This window comes from Paenibacillus sp. MCAF9 (assembly GCF_052114265.1).
Taxonomy (GTDB): domain Bacteria; phylum Bacillota; class Bacilli; order Paenibacillales; family Paenibacillaceae; genus Pristimantibacillus.
This window is the reverse complement of sequence record NZ_JBFREL010000004.1, coordinates 459202-477360: the sequence shown is the minus strand read 5'-3', so window position 1 is coordinate 477360 and position 18159 is coordinate 459202. Positions and strand designations below refer to the sequence as shown.

20 protein-coding genes are annotated in these 18159 nt (G+C 47.1%); 11 read left to right on the top strand and 9 right to left on the bottom strand.

Features of this window, described 5'->3' with window-relative positions; all coding sequences use genetic code 11:
* The first annotated feature begins 32 nt into the window (after positions 1 to 32).
* On the top strand, positions 33 to 329 hold the full coding sequence (locus AB4Z45_RS10150) for a YtpI family protein (RefSeq protein ID WP_076267805.1): 297 nt from the start codon (positions 33 to 35) through the stop codon (positions 327 to 329).
* An 8-nt stretch (positions 330 to 337) separates the two neighbouring features.
* Here the strand turns inward: AB4Z45_RS10150 and AB4Z45_RS10145 are convergent, their stop codons facing one another.
* Together AB4Z45_RS10145 and AB4Z45_RS10140 are read right to left on the bottom strand one after the other, a co-directional pair.
* Positions 338 to 1717, bottom strand: coding sequence for a DRTGG domain-containing protein (locus AB4Z45_RS10145; protein WP_441909044.1), 1380 nt, complete (start codon positions 1715 to 1717; stop codon positions 338 to 340).
* A gap of 71 nt (positions 1718 to 1788) precedes the next feature.
* Entirely contained in the window at positions 1789 to 2262 is a 474-nt protein-coding gene (locus AB4Z45_RS10140) for a hypothetical protein (protein WP_076267806.1), read from the bottom strand.
* Between the two features lie 231 nt (positions 2263 to 2493).
* Here AB4Z45_RS10140 and AB4Z45_RS10135 point away from each other — a divergent pair, with 231 nt between their 5' ends.
* A complete protein-coding gene (locus AB4Z45_RS10135; RefSeq protein ID WP_339207801.1) occupies positions 2494 to 2847 on the top strand; it encodes a helix-turn-helix domain-containing protein in 354 nt (117 codons plus the stop codon).
* Between the two features lie 79 nt (positions 2848 to 2926).
* Here the strand turns inward: AB4Z45_RS10135 and AB4Z45_RS10130 are convergent, their stop codons facing one another.
* Together AB4Z45_RS10130 and AB4Z45_RS10125 are read right to left on the bottom strand one after the other, a co-directional pair.
* On the bottom strand, positions 2927 to 3211 hold the full coding sequence (locus tag AB4Z45_RS10130) for a hypothetical protein (RefSeq protein ID WP_339207799.1): 285 nt from the start codon (positions 3209 to 3211) through the stop codon (positions 2927 to 2929).
* 90 nt (positions 3212 to 3301) lie between these two features.
* The gene (locus tag AB4Z45_RS10125; RefSeq protein WP_441909043.1) at positions 3302 to 3637 is read right to left on the bottom strand and encodes a YlbF family regulator; all 336 of its coding nucleotides are present in this window, start codon (positions 3635 to 3637) and stop codon (positions 3302 to 3304) included.
* 236 nt (positions 3638 to 3873) lie between these two features.
* On the opposite strand from AB4Z45_RS10125, the gene AB4Z45_RS10120 reads away from it, so the two are divergent.
* The 6 genes from AB4Z45_RS10120 to AB4Z45_RS10095 are packed head-to-tail and all read left to right on the top strand — an operon-like array spanning position 3874 to position 10640.
* Entirely contained in the window at positions 3874 to 5244 is a 1371-nt protein-coding gene (locus AB4Z45_RS10120) for a YheC/YheD family endospore coat-associated protein (protein WP_441909104.1), read from the top strand.
* Positions 5245 to 5255: 11 nt separating this feature from the next.
* Positions 5256 to 6479: a YheC/YheD family endospore coat-associated protein gene (locus tag AB4Z45_RS10115; RefSeq protein WP_441909042.1), complete on the top strand. Its 1224-nt coding sequence runs from the start codon at positions 5256 to 5258 to the stop codon at positions 6477 to 6479.
* Positions 6476 to 7855 (top strand): YheC/YheD family endospore coat-associated protein, encoded by a 1380-nt coding sequence (locus AB4Z45_RS10110; protein ID WP_441909041.1) that lies wholly within the window; start codon positions 6476 to 6478, stop codon positions 7853 to 7855. Before AB4Z45_RS10115 ends, AB4Z45_RS10110 begins: the two co-directional genes overlap by 4 nt.
* Positions 7855 to 9009 (top strand): YheC/YheD family endospore coat-associated protein, encoded by a 1155-nt coding sequence (locus AB4Z45_RS10105; protein WP_441909040.1) that lies wholly within the window; start codon positions 7855 to 7857, stop codon positions 9007 to 9009. The genes AB4Z45_RS10110 and AB4Z45_RS10105 overlap by 1 nt, the downstream gene beginning before the upstream one ends.
* 1 nt (position 9010) lies before the next feature.
* Positions 9011 to 9508, top strand: a complete 498-nt coding sequence (locus tag AB4Z45_RS10100) for a GNAT family N-acetyltransferase (protein ID WP_441909039.1) — start codon at positions 9011 to 9013, stop codon at positions 9506 to 9508.
* Positions 9465 to 10640, top strand: a complete 1176-nt coding sequence (locus AB4Z45_RS10095; protein WP_441909037.1) for a YheC/YheD family endospore coat-associated protein — start codon at positions 9465 to 9467, stop codon at positions 10638 to 10640. The genes AB4Z45_RS10100 and AB4Z45_RS10095 overlap by 44 nt, the downstream gene beginning before the upstream one ends.
* 112 nt (positions 10641 to 10752) lie before the next feature.
* Here AB4Z45_RS10095 and AB4Z45_RS10090 read toward each other — a convergent pair whose 3' ends face one another.
* Together AB4Z45_RS10090 and AB4Z45_RS10085 are read right to left on the bottom strand one after the other, a co-directional pair.
* The gene (locus AB4Z45_RS10090) at positions 10753 to 11430 is read right to left on the bottom strand and encodes an HAD family hydrolase (RefSeq protein WP_441909036.1); all 678 of its coding nucleotides are present in this window, start codon (positions 11428 to 11430) and stop codon (positions 10753 to 10755) included.
* Positions 11431 to 11546: 116 nt separating this feature from the next.
* Positions 11547 to 11843 carry a transposase gene (locus AB4Z45_RS10085; protein WP_441909034.1) on the bottom strand — a complete coding sequence of 99 codons (297 nt, stop codon included), beginning with the start codon at positions 11841 to 11843 and terminating at the stop codon, positions 11547 to 11549.
* 153 nt (positions 11844 to 11996) lie between these two features.
* On the opposite strand from AB4Z45_RS10085, the gene AB4Z45_RS10080 reads away from it, so the two are divergent.
* Both AB4Z45_RS10080 and asd read left to right on the top strand, forming a co-directional pair.
* Complete coding sequence (locus tag AB4Z45_RS10080) at positions 11997 to 12767, top strand: tryptophan-rich sensory protein (protein WP_441909033.1); 771 nt, start codon at positions 11997 to 11999, stop codon at positions 12765 to 12767.
* Positions 12768 to 12842: 75 nt separating this feature from the next.
* Complete coding sequence (gene asd, locus AB4Z45_RS10075; RefSeq protein WP_076267818.1) at positions 12843 to 13631, top strand: archaetidylserine decarboxylase; 789 nt, start codon at positions 12843 to 12845, stop codon at positions 13629 to 13631.
* 78 nt (positions 13632 to 13709) lie between these two features.
* On the opposite strand, the gene AB4Z45_RS10070 is transcribed toward asd, so the two are convergent.
* The gene (locus AB4Z45_RS10070; protein WP_076267819.1) at positions 13710 to 14495 is read right to left on the bottom strand and encodes a helix-turn-helix domain-containing protein; all 786 of its coding nucleotides are present in this window, start codon (positions 14493 to 14495) and stop codon (positions 13710 to 13712) included.
* 205 nt (positions 14496 to 14700) lie between these two features.
* Here AB4Z45_RS10070 and AB4Z45_RS10065 point away from each other — a divergent pair, with 205 nt between their 5' ends.
* Positions 14701 to 16005, top strand: a complete 1305-nt coding sequence (locus AB4Z45_RS10065) for an aminotransferase class I/II-fold pyridoxal phosphate-dependent enzyme (protein WP_441909032.1) — start codon at positions 14701 to 14703, stop codon at positions 16003 to 16005.
* Between the two features lie 106 nt (positions 16006 to 16111).
* Here the strand turns inward: AB4Z45_RS10065 and AB4Z45_RS10060 are convergent, their stop codons facing one another.
* Together AB4Z45_RS10060 and AB4Z45_RS10055 are read right to left on the bottom strand one after the other, a co-directional pair.
* The gene (locus AB4Z45_RS10060) at positions 16112 to 17362 is read right to left on the bottom strand and encodes an ABC transporter permease (RefSeq protein WP_441909030.1); all 1251 of its coding nucleotides are present in this window, start codon (positions 17360 to 17362) and stop codon (positions 16112 to 16114) included.
* On the bottom strand, positions 17362 to 18111 hold the full coding sequence (locus AB4Z45_RS10055) for an ABC transporter ATP-binding protein (protein ID WP_441909028.1): 750 nt from the start codon (positions 18109 to 18111) through the stop codon (positions 17362 to 17364). Before AB4Z45_RS10055 ends, AB4Z45_RS10060 begins: the two co-directional genes overlap by 1 nt.
* Between the last annotated feature and the right edge of the window lie 48 nt (positions 18112 to 18159).

Below are 18159 nucleotides of genomic sequence, written 5' to 3'. Positions count from 1 at the left end.
TACATACGTAACTTAAAAGGAGTTGCTTTTCCATGGATCAACTGATGCAATGGCTGCTTGTGCCGGGCATCCTAATTACACTCGTGCTTTCGGCTGTATTCAGCTTTAAATCACGCCGCTCCACGGATGCGAGAACCCGTGGCCTCTTCACAGCTAGAATGAATATTAGCATGGGAGCCATGCTGCTGTTTATCGCTCTCGTTCAGTTGTTCTTGTCCGGAGAATCTACGCTTCGCATCGTAATTGGCGCTATATTCCTTGTAATTGGCGTATTTAATGTATTTGCTGGTCTTCGCAATCTCAGCGCGTACAGCTCGACAAGAAATTAAATGTGCAATTAATACGGATCAATCATTTGGGCCGTCAGCATCGCTTTGGCGGCCAAGCCTTGTTTGTCCTTCACTTCGATTTCTAGCTTCGTAAACTTCCGACTCATCTCAAGCGCTTTAGGAATGATCGTAACCTCACTGTCAATTTGAACCGGCCTAACAAAAAAAGTCGTCATACTCTCCAGCAAATAGTCACGCTTCGCCGTTTCTCGAATCATTCTGCGAGCCGCTTGCGTCATTAGCGTAGAGAGAAGTCCTTCCGACACCATCCCAAGCGCACCTGACATTTGCGGTGTAATGATTCCCTTATAAGCAATGCCCAGCTCGTCCTGGCCAATGACATTATCATTTGCTGTAGCCATAAAGCCCGTCCACATTAAATCTTCAAATGTCTCTCCGGATTCCGGCTGCTTTCCTGCAAACCGCATCGCATCAAGCACTTCTTGCCTCGTCACAACGCCTAACAGCTTGCGATGCCTGTCAACGATAGGCAACAAGTCAATACCTTCCGCAGCCATCGTATGAGCAGCCGAAGTGACCGTTATATTTGGTGCCGCTGTAATCGGATTTTTTGTCATCACTTTATCTACCGCGCTGTCCTCAGGCGATCCCACAGCATCCTTAGCCGTCATCATGCCAACAACCTTGCCCCTTACATCGACTACCGGAAATCTGGAATAACCCGTTTCCCGCGATATCTTATGGAAGTCCAAAACCGTTTGCCCGATTCGCATCACATCAGCGGGTTTGCTGAAGGTTACGATGTCTTCGATCAGCATGATCTTCCGCTTAATAAGCCGGTCGTACATCGCACGGTTGATCATGGAGGCGACTGTAAACGTATCATGCCGCGATGAGATGATTGGGAGAACGCGCTCGTCAGCAAGCTTGATTACTTCCGCGCTCGGCTCAAAACCGCCTGTAATCAATACGCCTGCTCCCTCCTCTAGCGCGCAGCGATGCGCCCCGATACGGTTGCCGACTATTAGCAAGCTGCCCTCGTCAATGTAGCGCAGCATCGCATCCAGCTCCATTGCACCAATGACAAATTTATGCAGCGTTTTATCAAGGCCGGCTGCTCCGCCAAACAGCTTGCCTTCTACGATCTCGGCAACCTCGCCAAATGTAAGCTGATCCAGCGCTTCCCGCCGTTTCCGATCAATTCGCACCGTTCCGATGCGTTCCTTCGTACTGACAAGCCCTGAGCTTTCTGCTTCTTTAAATGCTTTATAAGCCGTTCCTTCGCTGACGCCTAATTCCTTGGCAATCGCGCGTACGGATATTTTCGTTCCAATCTTCAAGCTTTGTATATAATTCAAAATTTGTTCATGCTTCGTGCTAGTCTCGTTGCCTGGTCCGATTGAAGCCACCTTATATCCTCCGTCCACTTGCCTTTGTTTCTCCCTATTATAGGAGAAAGCGAGGAACAAGTCATGCTTACCCTCGAATCGGGCCTAATCTAGAGCTGCCATTGAAGCAGAACTTGATTCGTACGCAGCCTGCCATCGATCAGCTGACCCTCCAAGCCTTTAAACCGCCATTTCTTGAACAGCTGCTGTACCGTTTGAACGTTGATGGCATCTTCAGCGCCTGACATGATAAACGCTTGCCAATCATATTCAATCGGAATCGGATATCGCAGTGATTGGATAAGGAATTGATTCATTTCTATCACTTGTGATGGAATTTCATCGTATATGCTAGAGAACAAAAAAGAGCTTTGCTCGCTGTGCGGCCGAGAAATAGGATCAGATTTTAAGTCAAGCACATATTCAACGATTTGGGTATGCGGGTTAACGCGACAGCTGAATGAGCCACGAGCAGCCAAAGCCTTATCGACACGGTGAGACAAGCGGTATGTGAACTGAACAAGGAATGGAACATTGTTATAATATGCGCGAACTTTTCTGAAAAATTCGAATTCGTCAACCACTTTGCATCCTCCTCGTGTCCACTGATTTTGCCCTTATATATCCTACCACTTTTATTTAAAATGGTAAATTGATCCTTTAAAGGCAATGATATTATTAGAATGATACTTTTTTACACAATTATAGTAAAGAGACCATCTATTAGTCAATGACTATAGTCACTCTTTTTAATATGCTCTATAGAATGTTGTTGATAGACTAGTAAAGTTTTATCGTTAGGCTGAGGTGAATCAATGAGTGGGATTGCAGGACTTGTAGGAGAGAACATTCGACTGCTGCGCAAAAAAAGAGGGCTTAGTCAAGAACAGCTTGCTCTTCGCGCTGATATAAATGCTTCCTATATGGGACAGGTTGAGCGGGGAGAAAAAAATCCAACGATTGATGTGCTAAGCAAAATCGCGTTTGCCCTTCAAACGCCGCTCGAGAGAATCGTGAACGTTGTTCCAAGCCCCGATGCTGCAGATGATACTGACGATGAAGGATATGCCACGAAGGTTGCCCACCAAATGAACGGCTTAAGCTTAAAGGAGCAGGAAGCGGTATATAAATTCGTTAAGCAGCTTGTTCAATTTAAAGAAATTCAATAAGAAGGTTTCGTCAAATATGATTATAAACAAGAAAAAGATCCATCGGTATAATACCGACGGATCTTTTTCTTGTTGTATGCTAACCTCGGGCTCTGCGGGCAGTTGTCGCCTTCTGAACAAGCTTCTGTTCCCATAACAGCGCCTTCGCTCTCTTAATGCGCGCGAGCTCCTTCCGTCTCTCATCATTCATAACCAGCGCATTGACATGTGACGTTATGATGATTAAAGAGAACAAAATCCATACTAATCCGAATACACTCATCAAGCTCCAAGGCGCATTCAGCTCGAGACGCGGAATCGCATATACAAGCATCGCCAGCGCAATAAGCAAATACAATACATGACGGCCTTTTCCAGCTAACATTCCCTTCAGCTCCTTCATACGGTCATAAGCGGCTTATATTCTTGTCCGCATATTCATTCTATGAAGGAAGGACAGGGTATATGTCTCCTATTAGTCTACAATCGACTTCAGCACATCGGACATAATGCGGTTAACATCCTCAAACACAACGGCAAACCGGCGCTCCGCATCCATCAATTTGCCTATCAACGGATTAAGTGTAATTACTTCATAGAGCTTGCTCATCTTCTCCATATCTTCGGCAGAAGGCTCTTCACCAGCCATCATTTTTTGCTGTAAAAAGTTTTGCCGCTCGCGAAAATCATCCAGCATTGCCTTTGCATCTGCATCAGCTTCTGCTTCCAGCTTCGCAGCCTTTAATAGCAATGCCTCTTCGCTTTCCTTAAGCGCCTTCGCTAATTCATAAGCTTTGTCATAAATGTTCATTCGTCTCTCTCCCATTCTTATCGCTCTCATTTGGTATTCTATACGTCCAATCATACCCGTTATTCTATCCAAGAACCAAATCCTTAATGGAAAAGCATGCTAAAACAACACAAGCTTCAGAACCGTTTCTGATTCACAAAGGAATAGATGTCCTCATATGCTGAAGTAATTCGTGTAAAACACCTATAGGCCGCTAACCTCTTATCGTCATCCTCCTGCTTGGAAGGAGATTTATGATGCTCAAATCGAAAGTAGCCGTACAGGTGATCAGCTCCGGCATGCTTCCGGAGGATACGCTCATGCTTGGCGAAGCACAAGTAAAGCAGTGGAAAATCCCTCAAGGCCAGCACATTCTCGTAAAGTTTGGTGCTTTTCGGCAGCATGTAAAGGTTATTCCTGTCGCAAAGTACGACGGAATGAGGATCAGTCAAAGTTTAGCCAGACAGATGGGATTAACAAATGGCACATCGATCCGACTGCAATACAAAGCCAGCACTGCCACACTCGTGTTTGGGCCTTTAATCGGCGTTCTCATTAGCCGAGATTATCCGCATATGCCGGATAAACCCTTTGGTTCCATTACTATGTTTTGCAGGGAGCTTGTTGAAGCCTGTACAGCGCAAGGCGCGTACGTTTATTTTTTCACACCTAATCAGATCGGCACAAGTATCGACAACATTGATGGCTGGATCTATTCCGACGGCTGGCGGAAGCTTTCGATGCCCGTTCCTGACGTCGTTAATAACCGTCTTACCTCACGAAAATTGGAGAACAGACCCAGCGTACAACATTTCTTGAAAGAAGTAAAACAGCACCATCAGACTACCGTTTTCAATGAAAAGTTTTTGGATAAAACCGAGGTTTTCGATGCGCTTAAGAAAGATGAAAGCTTAGTTCGCTATTTGCCTGAGTCGCATCTGCTGCGCAACTATACGATGCTGAAATCAATGTGCTCTCGGTACAGCAGCGTTTTTCTCAAACCTGTTCGCGGCAGCTTAGGAAAAGGAATCATTCGGATCACTCATCTTGATTCGAGCAATTATCAAGTGATGTATGCGACTTCGGCTGGTACTCGAAGGCAGCAGTTTACGAGCTTAGTTAAGCTCTTCTCGACGATTTCCGCGAAGATGAAAACCGTGAGATACCAAATTCAACAGGGATTGCAGCTCATTGAAATCCAGAAGCGGCCAGTCGACTTCCGTGCACTCGTCCAAAAAAATTCGAGCGGTAAATGGACGATCACATCCATTGTAGCCCGTACAGCCGGAACTCATCATTTTGTCTCAAACTTAGCGCGCGGCGGCACGCTCAGCACGGTTGGAGAAGCTGTTGCAAAATCAAATCTGCAGGCAGGGGTTAGCAGGCAGGAAGCAGCGCAGCGGCTCCAACAGGCAGCGCTAAATATCGCGCGCGGCGTTGATGCGCAAATACCAGCACATTTCGGTGAGCTTGGCATCGATCTTGCAATGGATACGGCAGGCCGCGTATGGCTGCTGGAAGTCAATTCCAAACCGTCAAAAAATGATAACACACCGCTAAATGACAATAAAATTCGTCCATCCGTCCGCATGATGATTCAATACTCCCGTTTTTTAGCGGGCTTTTAACGGAGGCTTCTATGCAGAATCGAAAGGTCAAACTTGCCATTCTCGTGGCCTCAATCAACGTTAATGCCTCAGAGCATGCATCGATTCCGGTAATGCCAGAGCCTTCCTTCTATCGTGCGCTCAGCATTGCCGGCGAGCAGCTTGGCATGGATGTTTATGTAGTTACTGCAGAAGACTTTCAGCAGCATACAGAGTCTCTCGTTGGCTATCGATTGGAGAACGAGCATTTTGCTAAACAGACCGTCCCACTTCCTGACATCATCTATGACCGCTGTTTCTTTACTGAAGCCAATCAGCGAATAAACTGCCGCCGCATGCTCAGTTCCCTTGCTCAAGTTAAGCCTTACCAGCTTCTAAACGGAAAACTTCCTGGGAAGCTCGATGTGTATGAAGCACTCAAAGAAGACCGTATGCTGAGCAGGCATTTGCCGCTTACTCTTCCCATGCAAACGACACAGCAGCTTCTTGAGCTCGCCGATCGTTTCCGAGGAGGCATCATTCTTAAGCCTTCCTCAGGGATGCAAGGCAGAGGCATCATCCTTGTGAAGCGCTGCCCGTTTGAGCAATCACTGCTCATAAAAGGTCGAAACCGAAGAAACCATTCCTTCTCGGTCTCCTTTAAGGAGGATTTAGCTTTTGAGCGATGGATTCATCGTTTCATAAGTGGAACCTCCTATTTGATTCAGCCCTATTTGGAGCTTAGCGGCAATGACAACAAACCATTTGATTTACGAGTGCTCATTCAAAAGGATGAGAAGAGCAGATGGTCGATCTCGGGAGTCGCTGTGCGCACAGGGCAAGCGGGCTCCTTAACATCCAATCTTCATGGCGGGGGCGGCGCCGTCCCGGCGGCAATGCTGCTGTCAGCCAAATTTGGCGAGTCAAAATCCGAACGTTTGCTAGAGATGATCCATACAATAAGCAAGCAAACGGCAGAACGACTGGAAAGCAAATTCGGCAGATTTGCCGAGCTCGGGTTAGATTATGGCATTGATCAGAGCGGCCGAATATGGCTGCTCGAAGCAAACTCGAAGCCTGGCCGCTCTTCCTTTGGAATCATAAGCGATCATGAGGCCGAGCGGCTTTCCATTGAAAGACCGCTTCTATATGCACGAATGCTGTCTAGGCGACTATCACCGTCCTTTGTAGCCAATGAATTCGCAAATGGCCGTCGTCATCATTCAAGTTCTGACAACCAATTACGGCCTTTCAACGTTCAGGAGGTTCATCGATGAGTTTGACAACTTGTAACGTACATTTCTCACAGCAATCGAATAAAATTGTCTATTTATCCAGCCCACTGCTCAAACATCTCAAGCTCTCAGGCAAAAAATCGGTTCACCTCAAGCTGGGCAAAGAGGTAATCGTAGCTGAAATCAAGCCATTGAAGCGGCCGGGCAATCATCTGTATTTATCAACTGCCATCCGTCAATCGATTAAAGTGCCGAAGTCAGGCAACGTTTACGTGCTTAATTCAGGCGATAATGAGGTTCAGCTCGGACCGCTGGTCGGCATACTGAGCGACAATTCGACACGCTCTGAGAGCAATCCTTTTGGTCCGCGTACCGGATTTATCAAGCAAGTCATTAAAACAGGTGAACATAAAGCTTACCTTTTCGGCTTTACACCAAGCGACATCAACTGGCAGCAAGAAACGGTCAATGGCTATTTCCTTAACCCACAGGGCGGCTGGTATCGCAAAATCGTTCCGCTCCCGGACGTCGTGTACAATCGTCTTCCGAGCCGCAAAGCGGAGACATCTGCATCCATTAATTCACTGCGCGAACGCTTCGTGCGCCGCAAAATCCCATTTTTTAATTGGAGCTTCTTCAACAAGGCCGATGTCTACAAGCTGCTTGATAATGATCCTGAAGCGCTGACTCATTTGCCTGAATCGGTCTCTGGTCCATCTTCCGAAAAAATTAAGGAAATGCTGGAGAAACATCAATTTCTATATTACAAACCTACGGCAGGCAGCCTTGGAGTAGGAATCTACCGATTGACCTATCACCCGAAGCGCGGGTATTTCGCCCGCTATCGCAAGGGCAGCCAAAATGTGCTGCTTCGATTCACGCAATTCAGCAGCTTAATGCGGATGCTTCAGGCGAAGCATGGCAGCAGCTTGAATCATTATGTCGTTCAGCAAGGCATTCGCTTAGTTGAGATCGACAGCTGCCCGCTCGATTTCCGCTTTCACATGCATAAGAACGGCAGCAACGAGTGGGTTCCTGCTGGAATCGGAGCCAAAAAAGCAGGCCGTGGAAGTGTAACGACGCATGTGAAAAACGGCGGCTCGCTCATGACGCCTGAGCAAGCGCTTGGCAAAACATTCGGCACGCAAGCAGATGCTGTTCTTGAGAAAGCAAAGCTGGCTGCGATTAAACTATCAGAAGCGATCGAACGCAACTACCCTCATAGACTCGGTGAGCTGGGACTGGATCTCGGCATCGATAAGGATGGAGAAGTGTGGATGTTCGAAGCGAACGCCAAGCCCGGACGATCAATCTTCAAGCATCCGGCGCTTCGCTCTGAAGGCCGCGCTTCGCTCACTTATATCTTAGAGCATTGCTTATATCTCAGCCGCTTCAAAGATGAGGGAGGTAACAGCTGATGGATAGCTTACTTCCCGATGAAGCAGACGTTAGAGAGCAGCGTGCCGGCCGAACCGTATTGGCCATTTTGACGATCGATGATGATCTCCAGCTCTTTCGGGGCAATCGAAGTAATTTTGTCGATTTGATTAGAACGGGTCAATCGATGGGTTTCATCGTTTATGTCCTCACCGTAAAAAACCTGCTTCTGACCAGAAGCAGCTTAAAGGGATATGTCTTCAATGAAGCTGAGGACAGCTGGCAGCAAAGATTGCTGCCCTTTCCCGACGTGATATACAACCGGATTCCGCTGCGCGAAGATGAGATCCAACCGGCTGTAAGGCAAAAGATCAACGCCTGCCGCAAGCATCCGCGAGTCACGCTGTTTAATCCGGCTTTTTTCAACAAATGGGATTTATTTGAATGGCTTCGTTTGTCCAAACTGACCAAACCTTATATCCCATTAACACGAAAACTCGTTTCGGTTACGAGCCTGGAACGGATGATGCGAAAACATTCCTATCTTTATTTAAAGCCGGAAAGCGGAAAAGCAGGAAAAGGCATAATGACGATCAAGGTTCATGCTGAGAAGCAGCTTCCTTATCGATTAAGAATACAAGAAAACAAAAAGAGTACGACTTACAACTGCTCCACCCTTCATAAACTTTGGAGTCGTATTCAGAAACAAAGCGGCAATGAGGCTTATATCGCTCAACAAGGCATCAAGCTCGCCTCCTTCCAGGACCGAAGATTTGACCTGCGAGCGCTTGTTCAAAAAAACCAACGAGGGCAATGGGATATTACTGGAATAGGTGCCCGAATTGCAGGCGCATCCAGCATTACGACCCATGTTCCTCGCGGCGGTATGATTGAAGACCCTGAGAAGCTGCTCATAAATTCATTTAATGAAGAGCAGGCGCGTAAACTGCTTATAAAAGCAAAAAATGCGGCCGTTCTTATCGCTAAGCAGATTGAACGCGCCTCAGGCCAGCAGCTCGGCGAAATGTCGTTGGATTTAGGCGTGGACAGCGTAGGGAATATGTGGTTTTTCGAAGCTAATTCTAAGCCTATGAAATTCGACGAGCCTCATATTCGTCAAAAATCGTTAGAGCGCGTATTTCATTATGGAGCTTATTTAGCTAGAACAAAATTAGAAAAAGCAGGAGGCGCATAACGTGGATCTAGAGCTGCTTACACCCGAAGCATGGTTAGCGGAACAAAAAAGACTCATTGGCTTTGCCATTCGCTTCGGAGATAAGCGGCTTGCAGTTTCGACTATTCATGCGCTCCGAAAGCTTGAACCTTCATTGCTAGAAGATGGAGTGAGCCGTCCATGCGGCGCGGTTGCTGCTGTTGCTAAGCAGGGCAACCGCGTCGTCGGCTTCGGTTTTGCAGAGGACGGCGGCGAGTCTGCGTGCATGGTCGTCGTTCATCCCGAAGCTCGAAGCCTCGGGATTGGCAGTTCACTCGTTCAAGCCATGATTCAACGTTTAGGGAAACTCACTTGCAATGTAGCAACGGACAATACGGCAAGCATGGCTTTATGTTTTCGTTTAGGCATGACAGCCGTTTCCATGCATAGAGGTCCAACAGGCAAACCGACGCTTCGCTTTGAAAGGGGAACCACGAATGAAACAGCCCGTCCTAGGCATTCTGACTCTATATCTCAATGAAGCCGGACATCTGGAGGAACGTTCCATCTATCAGAAAATGACTTCCGCTGGACGAAAGCTGGGACTAAGCGTCTTCGTGTTTACGCCAAAGGACGTCAATTATATTAACAACAAAATTCACGCGCAGTTCTACAATCTTGACACACAAACATGGTCACGAAGGTGGACCTCGTTTCCAAATATGATTTATGATCGATGCCGAATCCAACGTACCTACCGCTTTGACCAGCTCAAAAAGTTTCGTGAACGCTATGGACATCTTACGTTCCTTAATCGCCCGCTTCGCAACAAATGGACCATCCATCGCATCCTCTCGAAAGATTCTCGATATAAAAGCTATCTGCCTGCCACGAAGTATGTCACCGATAATCAAGATATTACCGATATGATCCGAAAACATCCGCTTGTGTATCTCAAACCGATTAATGGAACCGGCGGCAGAGGAATTTTGCGAATCGAGCGGCGCAAGGATGGTCAGCTTCACATACAAGGCCGGGATCAATCAAGGAAAATTATACGACCGCAATATATTTCCACTGCAGGTTTAAACAGTTATTTGGCTCCTTGGAATTTAAAAGGCAATCGCTACATCGCCCAGCAGGGCATTCAAATAAAGCTTGCTAGCGGACGTGTGCACGATTATCGGATGCTTGTTCAAAAAAACGGAGAAGGCAATTGGGAAGTTACCGGATGCGCTGGAAGAATCGGGGCATCCGGCAGCATTACCTCTAATTTACACGGCGGCGGCAATGCTGCTACGATGAGCAGCTTGCTCAAGGAATGGCTTCGCGATGATGCGAAGGTCGCGCAGGTTAAGGAAGAGACAGAGAAGCTTGGGGTCGGCATTGCCGCTTACTTAGAGCAAAATTACGGCAGACTTTGTGAGCTTGCTCTCGATTTGGCAATTGATCGAAAAGGCGGGATCTGGCTGCTGGAAGTAAATCCGAAGCCAGCTAGGGAAGTATTTGCACAGGCCGGAGAGAAAGAGGTTTATCGCAATGCGATTATTAGACCTCTGGAATATGCCATCTGGCTTTATAACCAGAAGAAGCGAAGGAAAGGTAAAGAGAAGCAGGCTGCCGTATCAGATACCCGTGTGGATGAGAACTTCATTTCTGATAAGGAGCTGTGATGCGGCTGAGCATTTGAAATCCATAGCAAAAAAAACACCTGTTAGGGCGGCGCCATCTCCCGGCCTCCCTGACAGGTGTTTTTTTTGCAACGCACTATATTCAAGCTGCTTATTATTGTTCCAATAAAGGCAGGAGCTCGCGGAAATCGTTAATCAGCACATCCGCTCCCTCAATTTCTGAAGCACGACCATATGTAGCATACGCACAGCCGATCGTTTGAAGACCGTTGCCTTTGCCCGCTTCCACATCCGAAGAGCGGTCTCCTACCATCCAAGCCGATTGGATATTGTGATCCTTAAGCAGGCGAGCAACTAAGTCGACTTTGGTTGAAGTCTCATATTCTCCCGCACTGTATAAGCCGTCAAATAGAGGCGCAATGCCTTTGAATTCAGCAACGCCCTTCACATATTCCTCAAGCCCATTGCTGGCTACAAACAGCTTAATCCCACGTGAATGCAGCTCACGCAGCGTTTTCTCGACAAATGGGTACAGCTCGCCTTCGCCTCTTTCCAAGCCTTCGCGCTCGTACTGAAGCAGCAAGACATCAGCCCGCTTCCGAGCAGCCTCTGTACTATCTGGCATAACCTTCCGCCAAATATCCTCCAGCAGCATGCCTAAGCAGCTTAGCAGCCGTTCTACAGGCGGCGTTTCATGCTCGTAAAGCCCTTCTTCCCTTAGCGTCTCAAAAACGCGGTGGTGAACAGGCACCAGCAATTTATCCGTTTCAAACAACGTTCCATCCATATCAAATATGACAGCCTCAGGCTTTCGCAGCTTATGTACGCTCATAGTTGAAACCTCCTTCAAAGTCTGCTCTTATCATAACGGAATATAGGAAATGATCGCAAGGCTTGATCAAGGTTAACCGTTCATCACTTGCTTCATCAACTACAGAGATTCTATTGTCAATTTCGCCTATGCATAGCGGAAGACTGCAGCGCTATTCTTGCCAGCGCATAAGGGCCAAGATAAGCGCCGCTTATTAAAAAAACGAAATTTTCGAGTACACGATGCACTTCCGTCATAAACACCGTATCATCCATGAGAGTCTGTGTTATGGCATCCGCTGCGGTTACAAAAAATAAAAAGATGGCCGTAACTGCAAGCCCATCCAAAACGCGACTGACTGTGGCACTCATTCGACTCAACCAGCCCATGAGAACGGCGCCAACAGCTAATGCCGCACCAATTAATATCATCATTTGCCATCACCTCTTGTGATAGGTTCGGTCATTTGCTGCACACTTAAACCTTACATTTTTGGATGGAATGTGAATATTGCGAATAAAAGCGACCAAGCTTGTTTACATATGATAAAGAAGTCCAATAAAAGTAACATTTTGGAGGAATGCTGTATGAAAAATCTTATTCCCTGGTTAAATGCTGCCGGTCTCGCCGCCGTGCTTGCAGTTAATGGACTTGCGCAGTGGCTTCCTATCAATGGGAAAACGACTGGAGAAATATCCGCCAAGTACCCTGTGCTTATCACTCCTGCGCCATATGCCTTCTCCATTTGGTCTATTATTTATTTGCTGCTGATTGGTTTCGTCATTTATCAGTTCAAGCCACGTGCAGTCAAAAGCAAAAATGTGCAAAACATCGGCCCATGGTTCATCATAAGCTGCCTGGTCAACGTCGCTTGGATTCTCCTGTGGCACTATGAGAAACTAACCAGCAGCGTATTCATTATGTTCGCTCTGCTGGTCTCGCTAATCGTTATTTATAGCGCAATTCGAAAGGATAAGCAGCCTCCTGCTCCTATGGAACAATGGCTTGTACGGCTGCCTTTCAGCATTTACTTAGGTTGGATCTGCGTAGCTTCTATTGTAAATGCAGCTGTCGTTTTGTACGCTGCCGAGTGGAATGGCTTTGGTTTATCTGATGCTGCTTGGACCATTATTTTATTGATTGCAGCCAGTTTGCTTGCTGTTGTCATCGGTTTTAGGTTTGTGGACTCTACCTTTGTTCTTGTGTTTGTTTGGTCGTTTATTGCTATTGCCGTAAAGCAGGATCAGCAGCCCGAGGTTAGTCTATCAGCCAGCATCGCTGCTGGTATCTTAATGATTGCTGCCATTGTTATTTGGTTTCAGGCAAGGAAAGGAAAGCAGTTGCATATTGAAAAATAGAACCGGATATGTCACACTGTTTGATGTGTGTGAGGACGAAAGCCTCCTTGCAGGAAAGGACGTGACGGTTCACGTATGATAAAATGGCTGCTTCGTTCCATGACAGAATTAAGCTCGCGCAAATGGATATCTCGCATAACCGGAAAATTCGCTCAATCGGCTGCCAGCCGTCGATTTATTTCCCGTTTTGCTGCGACATATGGCATTAAAACTGAGGAAGCTGAGAAACCTCTAGCCCAATATAAAACGTTAAACGAGTTTTTTACACGGCGATTAAAACCCGGTCTGCGTGATGTGCATGCAGATGAGGACTCGCTTGTCAGTCCTGTTGATGCTCTCATAACCGGAGCTGGGCCAATAAGCAGCGGCACGATTGTTAACGTAAAGGGGCAGGACTATACGATTGAGGAGCTTCTTAATCGGTCTCCGCGAACTTCCAATTATATGAACGGCTATTATTTCGTTCTTTATTTGAGCCCAACCGATTACCATCGTATACATACGCCAGTCAGCGGTCGTGTTGTAGAGCGTGAGCATATTGAAGGAAAAGTTTATCCGGTTAATGACTTTGGTCTTCGCCATATGCGCAGAGTGCTTAGCCGCAACGAGCGGCTGATTACCTATATGCAGCATCATGCAGGGGAAACGGCCGTTGTCAAAGTTGGCGCAATGAACGTAAGCAGCATTCAGTACGTACAGCCCCTTAAGGAAGAAATGTTCAAGGGTGAAGAACTCGCCTACTTTGAATTCGGTTCTACTGTAGTGCTGCTGCTTGAAGATGGAACCTTTACTCCGCGTGACAACGACATGCTTGGATCTAAGGTGCGTATGGGTGAGAAGCTCGGATCGCTCCACGAAAACTAACTGAAGCAGACTTAGCTCAAAACGAAAAACCCCGAATTTCTCAGCGATGAGTGAATTCGGGGCTTTTCGTTTATTAGCCTATCTGATCTCCGAGGGGCTTCGCCCCGTATATTGCTTAAACTGCCTGCTGAAAAAAAAGATATCCCGATAGCCCAGTGCATCTGCTACCTCGGTCACATTCATCCCGGCGTGCATGAGCAAATGCTGCGCCCGTTCAATTCTCGTGCGAATCATGTAGGTTTGCACCGACATGCCGATCAGCTCTTTGAATTTCATTGAAAAATATCGGGGCGACAGCTGCGCCCGCATCGCTAGATCCTCTACACGGTGCGCAATGCTTGGATTTTGCCGAACAAAGTTTGCCACCTCATGAATGGCCTCCGTCAATTGATTGCTTGCCTTCTTCTCAACTGGCAGCTGCTTGTCCTCTCTAAGCAAATGAATCATCAGCTGCTTAAGAACAAGCTGCGCCTCCTCTTCCGCTGCATACGTTTTTACAAGAAACAGCCTTACATAACGTGAGAGCATATATTCAAAGTCGACCGTGTCATTCAATTGCCTATACCGACTCGGCACAGCATCTATCGTTTCATTAATGGCAAAGTGAATATAGGATAATACGAGCGGACGCTGCGGGTTATGAGTGGAGCTTGTGTAGTCGCCCGGACGAAACAAGAAGCAGCTTCCCGGACCAACCTCATAGTGAGTACCGTTGACTTCAACTTCCCCTTCTCCGCTCCAAACATAAAATAAATCAAAATTGGCCATCGGCTTCTCGCGTCTAGCCCATCTCCAACCCGGCTCACATACGATTTTGGCAAACGCAGGTAACAGGATGAACGAATTAGGCGAAATGTGCAGCATAAGGAAACCTCCTGTACAAATCTATGCCGTCATCATACAACAGGGAGAAACTATTGCGCAAGCCACATGAGTTACGAAAAAATTTGCTTTGTGAATGGTTTCCATCTCAAAAAAAATGTTATAATAGCACCCGACAAGAATAAACGGCTAACGCCTAATTATACTAAATTCAAATGAATGATTTCGGAAGGATGGAATAAAGTCCATGAACCCACTTGCTCAGCAATTAAACGAGACGTTACAAGCAGAAAGCCCTAACGTTTATGCGATGTTGTCAGACTTAGGCAAAGCGATTTATTTCCCGAAGGAGGGCATTCTCAGTCAGTCCGCCGAAGCGAAAACGAAAGCAACTAAATTTAATGCTACTATTGGAATTGCAACAGAAGGCGGACAACCGATGCACCTAAAGGTCATCCAAGATACCCTCTCTGCTTACAATCCGAAAGATATATATGAATATGCGCCTCCTGCAGGAAAGCCTGAGCTTCGTGCTGCTTGGCGTACAAAAATGATCAAAGACAACCCTTCCCTTGAAACAAAGGGCTTTGGTACGCCAGTCGTTACAAATGCATTGACCCACGGTCTTAGCATCGTAGCTGACCTATTCGCTAATGCGGGTGACGCTGTAATCATCCCTAATAAAAACTGGGAAAACTACGAATTGACATTCGGAATCCGCCGCGGTGCTGAAATTGTAGAATACCCGCTGTATAACGACCAAACTCGCTTCAACAGCGCTGGCCTTCGCGAAGCCTTGCTGGCTCAGAAGGACAAAGGGAAAGCCATCGTTGTGCTGAACTTTCCAAACAACCCTACTGGCTACACGCCTGGTCCACAGGAAGGCGATGAAATCATTGCTGCCATTCACGACGCAGCGGAAGCTGGCATCAATGTAGTTGTTGTAACAGACGATGCTTATTTTGGTTTATTTTTCGAAGATTCCATGCAAGAATCACTGTTCTCCAAGCTTGCTGATCTGCATCCGCGCGTGCTTGCCGTTAAAGTTGACGGTGCGACCAAAGAAGAGTACGTATGGGGCTTCCGCGTAGGCTTCATTACGTATGGTTCAACTTCTGCGGCTACTTTGAATGCGTTGGAGCAAAAAACAATTGGTATCATTCGTGCCACGATTTCCAGCGGCCCGCATCCATCACAAACATTCGTATTGCGCGCTTTGACTTCACCTGAATTCGAAGCTCAAAAAGCGGAGAAATACGATATTATGAAACGCCGCGCCAATCGCGTAAAATCGTTGCTCGACAGCGGCCGTTATGGCGATGTATGGGGCTATTACCCATTCAACTCCGGCTACTTTATGTGTCTAACACTAAGCGGCGTTACAGCTGAGTCCGTACGTGCACATCTGTTGAACCAATACGGAATCGGTACGATTGCTCTAGGTGAAACAGATCTTCGCGTTGCATTCTCTTGCATCGAGGAAGAAAATCTTGAAGAGCTGTTCGATACGATTTTCAAAGCGGTTAACGATTTGATTGCGCAAAAAGTATAATAAACACTCGCACTTCATTCGCGAATAATTGCAATGAACCCCTGAGTCAGCATTTCTTTACGAATGCTTCTCTCAGGGGTTCTTTTTTGTATTCCGTCTTCCCTGCTTAGTCTTCATCCTCATCTTTCGCAAGCTTCTTGCGCAAACGCGCTGGACGAATGCCAATATACATGGCGGCAAGTACAATAGCTATGAGCGAAGGGATGTAAACGCCGCCCGCCAAAGCCAGCGGCAAAGCAACAAACAGCCACAGCAGCAGCGTGCATAGCACCATCGCCAAACGATCGATTTTCAAATATTGCTCGATTCGCTGTTTTTCCGGCAATGGGTACACATGCTTCCAAACCGAATAACGATGGATATGACGCAAGCCGCCTAATTGAACTGCAATGAGTCCCATAAAAATAAAAAATACGAGAACACAGCCATAACCAGATAGCGATACGGCCTCAGCAAACCAATAGGTGATGAGGCAGCCGAGAATAAGCAGCCTTAGTATAATTCCGCCCATCTCGGTTCTAAGCATGGATGCCGTATAGAGATATACGAATGTATTGTGATTCGAATACGGTATCGTACGCAGAATCCAGCTTAAATAAGATCTTCTTGCGATACTCGATGGGAGTGTAGGCACATCGATAAACAATCCAAAAAAAACATAATACCGTTTGCGTGTCCTTGCTTCCTCTTCAATCAGCCTCTCCCAAGGAAAAGGATGTTTTGTTGGAAGACGATAAAGCAGCATAGACAATATACCGATGAGCAGCGTAAACCCCGAAGCCTGCCAAGCGGTACAAGTAAGCCAAGCAGCCAGCGTCAATGCTGTCATTGCCCAGCGCAGCACACGCATGAGACGTCGCATGCCAGCCCAAGTCATTCGGCGCTCTTTCCATGCTCCCCATACATTGCCCGCCTTCAGAGCGGCAGCCACGAGTGCAAGCAGCAATGCGCCGTTAATGGCTGGGCCTTGGTTATAGATCGGCAAATAGAGAAGAAACACAATGGCAGCTAGTATCGAACAAGCAATTGAAGTATGACGGAACGATAAGCGTAAATAACCGGCCATCTCTGCCTCACGCGGCATCATAAAGACGACGTCTCCGGCCGCAAGCCACGTACGAAGCGGACTCCAACACAACACTAACGTTAATGCAATCACACCAACAGTCGCAAAGGGAAAGCTGGCTGGCATATGTCGAATTAAATTTATGTATCCAATCGTGGAGGAGATCAAGATTAAAGACATAAAAGCTGGGAAGCCGCTTTGCCCCATATACCGAAAATAAGGCAGCGTTTCCCCGCGGAATGCCTTTGCTCTTTGCTGCCACATCAGCTCCAGCTTGCTAATATTGCTCATCAAACATTGCCCCCAGTAACGAGCTTATAGAAGGCATCCTCCAGAGAACCGCTGCGCATGTCCATGCCTGCTGCTTGTCTAATATCATCGAGCTTGCCGATCGCAACGATTTTGCCGTGGTGCATGACGATAAAACGATCGCAATATGCTTCCACAGTTGAGAGGATATGCGAGCTCATAAGGATGGCTGCTCCCTTTTGTTTTACTTCAACCAGCCGCTCCAGCAAGGAACGAATGCCAAGCGGGTCAAGCCCTAGAAAAGGCTCATCGATGATGTACAGCGGCGGCTCAGCGAGCAGCGCGTTCATAATCATGACCTTTTGTTTCATGCCTTTGGATAAGTGGGCTGCAAAGGCTTTACGCTTTGGCGTCATCTGGAACTGCTTCAGCAGCTCGTCCTCACGATCACCATACTGCTTGTCCTTTACGCTATAGGCCATCCCCGTTAAGCGCAAGTGCTCTTCAACGGTCAGCTCATCAAATAGAACCGGCGTCTCCGGCACATAAGCAAATGCGCTTCTGTAACGCTCCGTTTCTTCCTCCAGCGTAACGCCATCAACCTTTACTTCCCCCGCCTGCGGCTTCATTAAACCTAAAATATGCTTAATGGTTGTGCTTTTTCCAGCGCCATTCAGACCGATTAATCCTACCATCTCGCCCGCTTTTACCTCAAAGGAGATATCATGCAGTACTGGTCTTCGTGGGCTGTAACCGCCGATTAAACCATTCACCTGTAAAATAGAATCCATCCTATCACCTTCAACTATGTAAATTAGTTTATCTAGTAAACAGCATAC

Coding starts and splice junctions, on each gene's coding strand:
- AB4Z45_RS10135 (WP_339207801.1), top strand. CDS start 2,494: ATGAGTGGGATTGCAGGACTTGTAGGAGAGAACATTCGACTGCTGCGC.
- AB4Z45_RS10065 (WP_441909032.1), top strand. CDS start 14,701: ATGAACCCACTTGCTCAGCAATTAAACGAGACGTTACAAGCAGAAAGC.
- AB4Z45_RS10150 (WP_076267805.1), top strand. CDS start 33: ATGGATCAACTGATGCAATGGCTGCTTGTGCCGGGCATCCTAATTACA.
- AB4Z45_RS10060 (WP_441909030.1), bottom strand. CDS start 17,362: ATGAGCAATATTAGCAAGCTGGAGCTGATGTGGCAGCAAAGAGCAAAG.
- AB4Z45_RS10095 (WP_441909037.1), top strand. CDS start 9,465: ATGAAACAGCCCGTCCTAGGCATTCTGACTCTATATCTCAATGAAGCC.
- AB4Z45_RS10090 (WP_441909036.1), bottom strand. CDS start 11,430: ATGAGCGTACATAAGCTGCGAAAGCCTGAGGCTGTCATATTTGATATG.
- asd (WP_076267818.1), top strand. CDS start 12,843: ATGATAAAATGGCTGCTTCGTTCCATGACAGAATTAAGCTCGCGCAAA.
- AB4Z45_RS10105 (WP_441909040.1), top strand. CDS start 7,855: ATGGATAGCTTACTTCCCGATGAAGCAGACGTTAGAGAGCAGCGTGCC.
- AB4Z45_RS10070 (WP_076267819.1), bottom strand. CDS start 14,495: ATGCTGCACATTTCGCCTAATTCGTTCATCCTGTTACCTGCGTTTGCC.
- AB4Z45_RS10055 (WP_441909028.1), bottom strand. CDS start 18,111: ATGGATTCTATTTTACAGGTGAATGGTTTAATCGGCGGTTACAGCCCA.
- AB4Z45_RS10130 (WP_339207799.1), bottom strand. CDS start 3,211: ATGTTAGCTGGAAAAGGCCGTCATGTATTGTATTTGCTTATTGCGCTG.
- AB4Z45_RS10120 (WP_441909104.1), top strand. CDS start 3,874: ATGCTCAAATCGAAAGTAGCCGTACAGGTGATCAGCTCCGGCATGCTT.
- AB4Z45_RS10110 (WP_441909041.1), top strand. CDS start 6,476: ATGAGTTTGACAACTTGTAACGTACATTTCTCACAGCAATCGAATAAA.
- AB4Z45_RS10080 (WP_441909033.1), top strand. CDS start 11,997: ATGAAAAATCTTATTCCCTGGTTAAATGCTGCCGGTCTCGCCGCCGTG.
- AB4Z45_RS10085 (WP_441909034.1), bottom strand. CDS start 11,843: ATGATGATATTAATTGGTGCGGCATTAGCTGTTGGCGCCGTTCTCATG.
- AB4Z45_RS10115 (WP_441909042.1), top strand. CDS start 5,256: ATGCAGAATCGAAAGGTCAAACTTGCCATTCTCGTGGCCTCAATCAAC.
- AB4Z45_RS10125 (WP_441909043.1), bottom strand. CDS start 3,637: ATGAACATTTATGACAAAGCTTATGAATTAGCGAAGGCGCTTAAGGAA.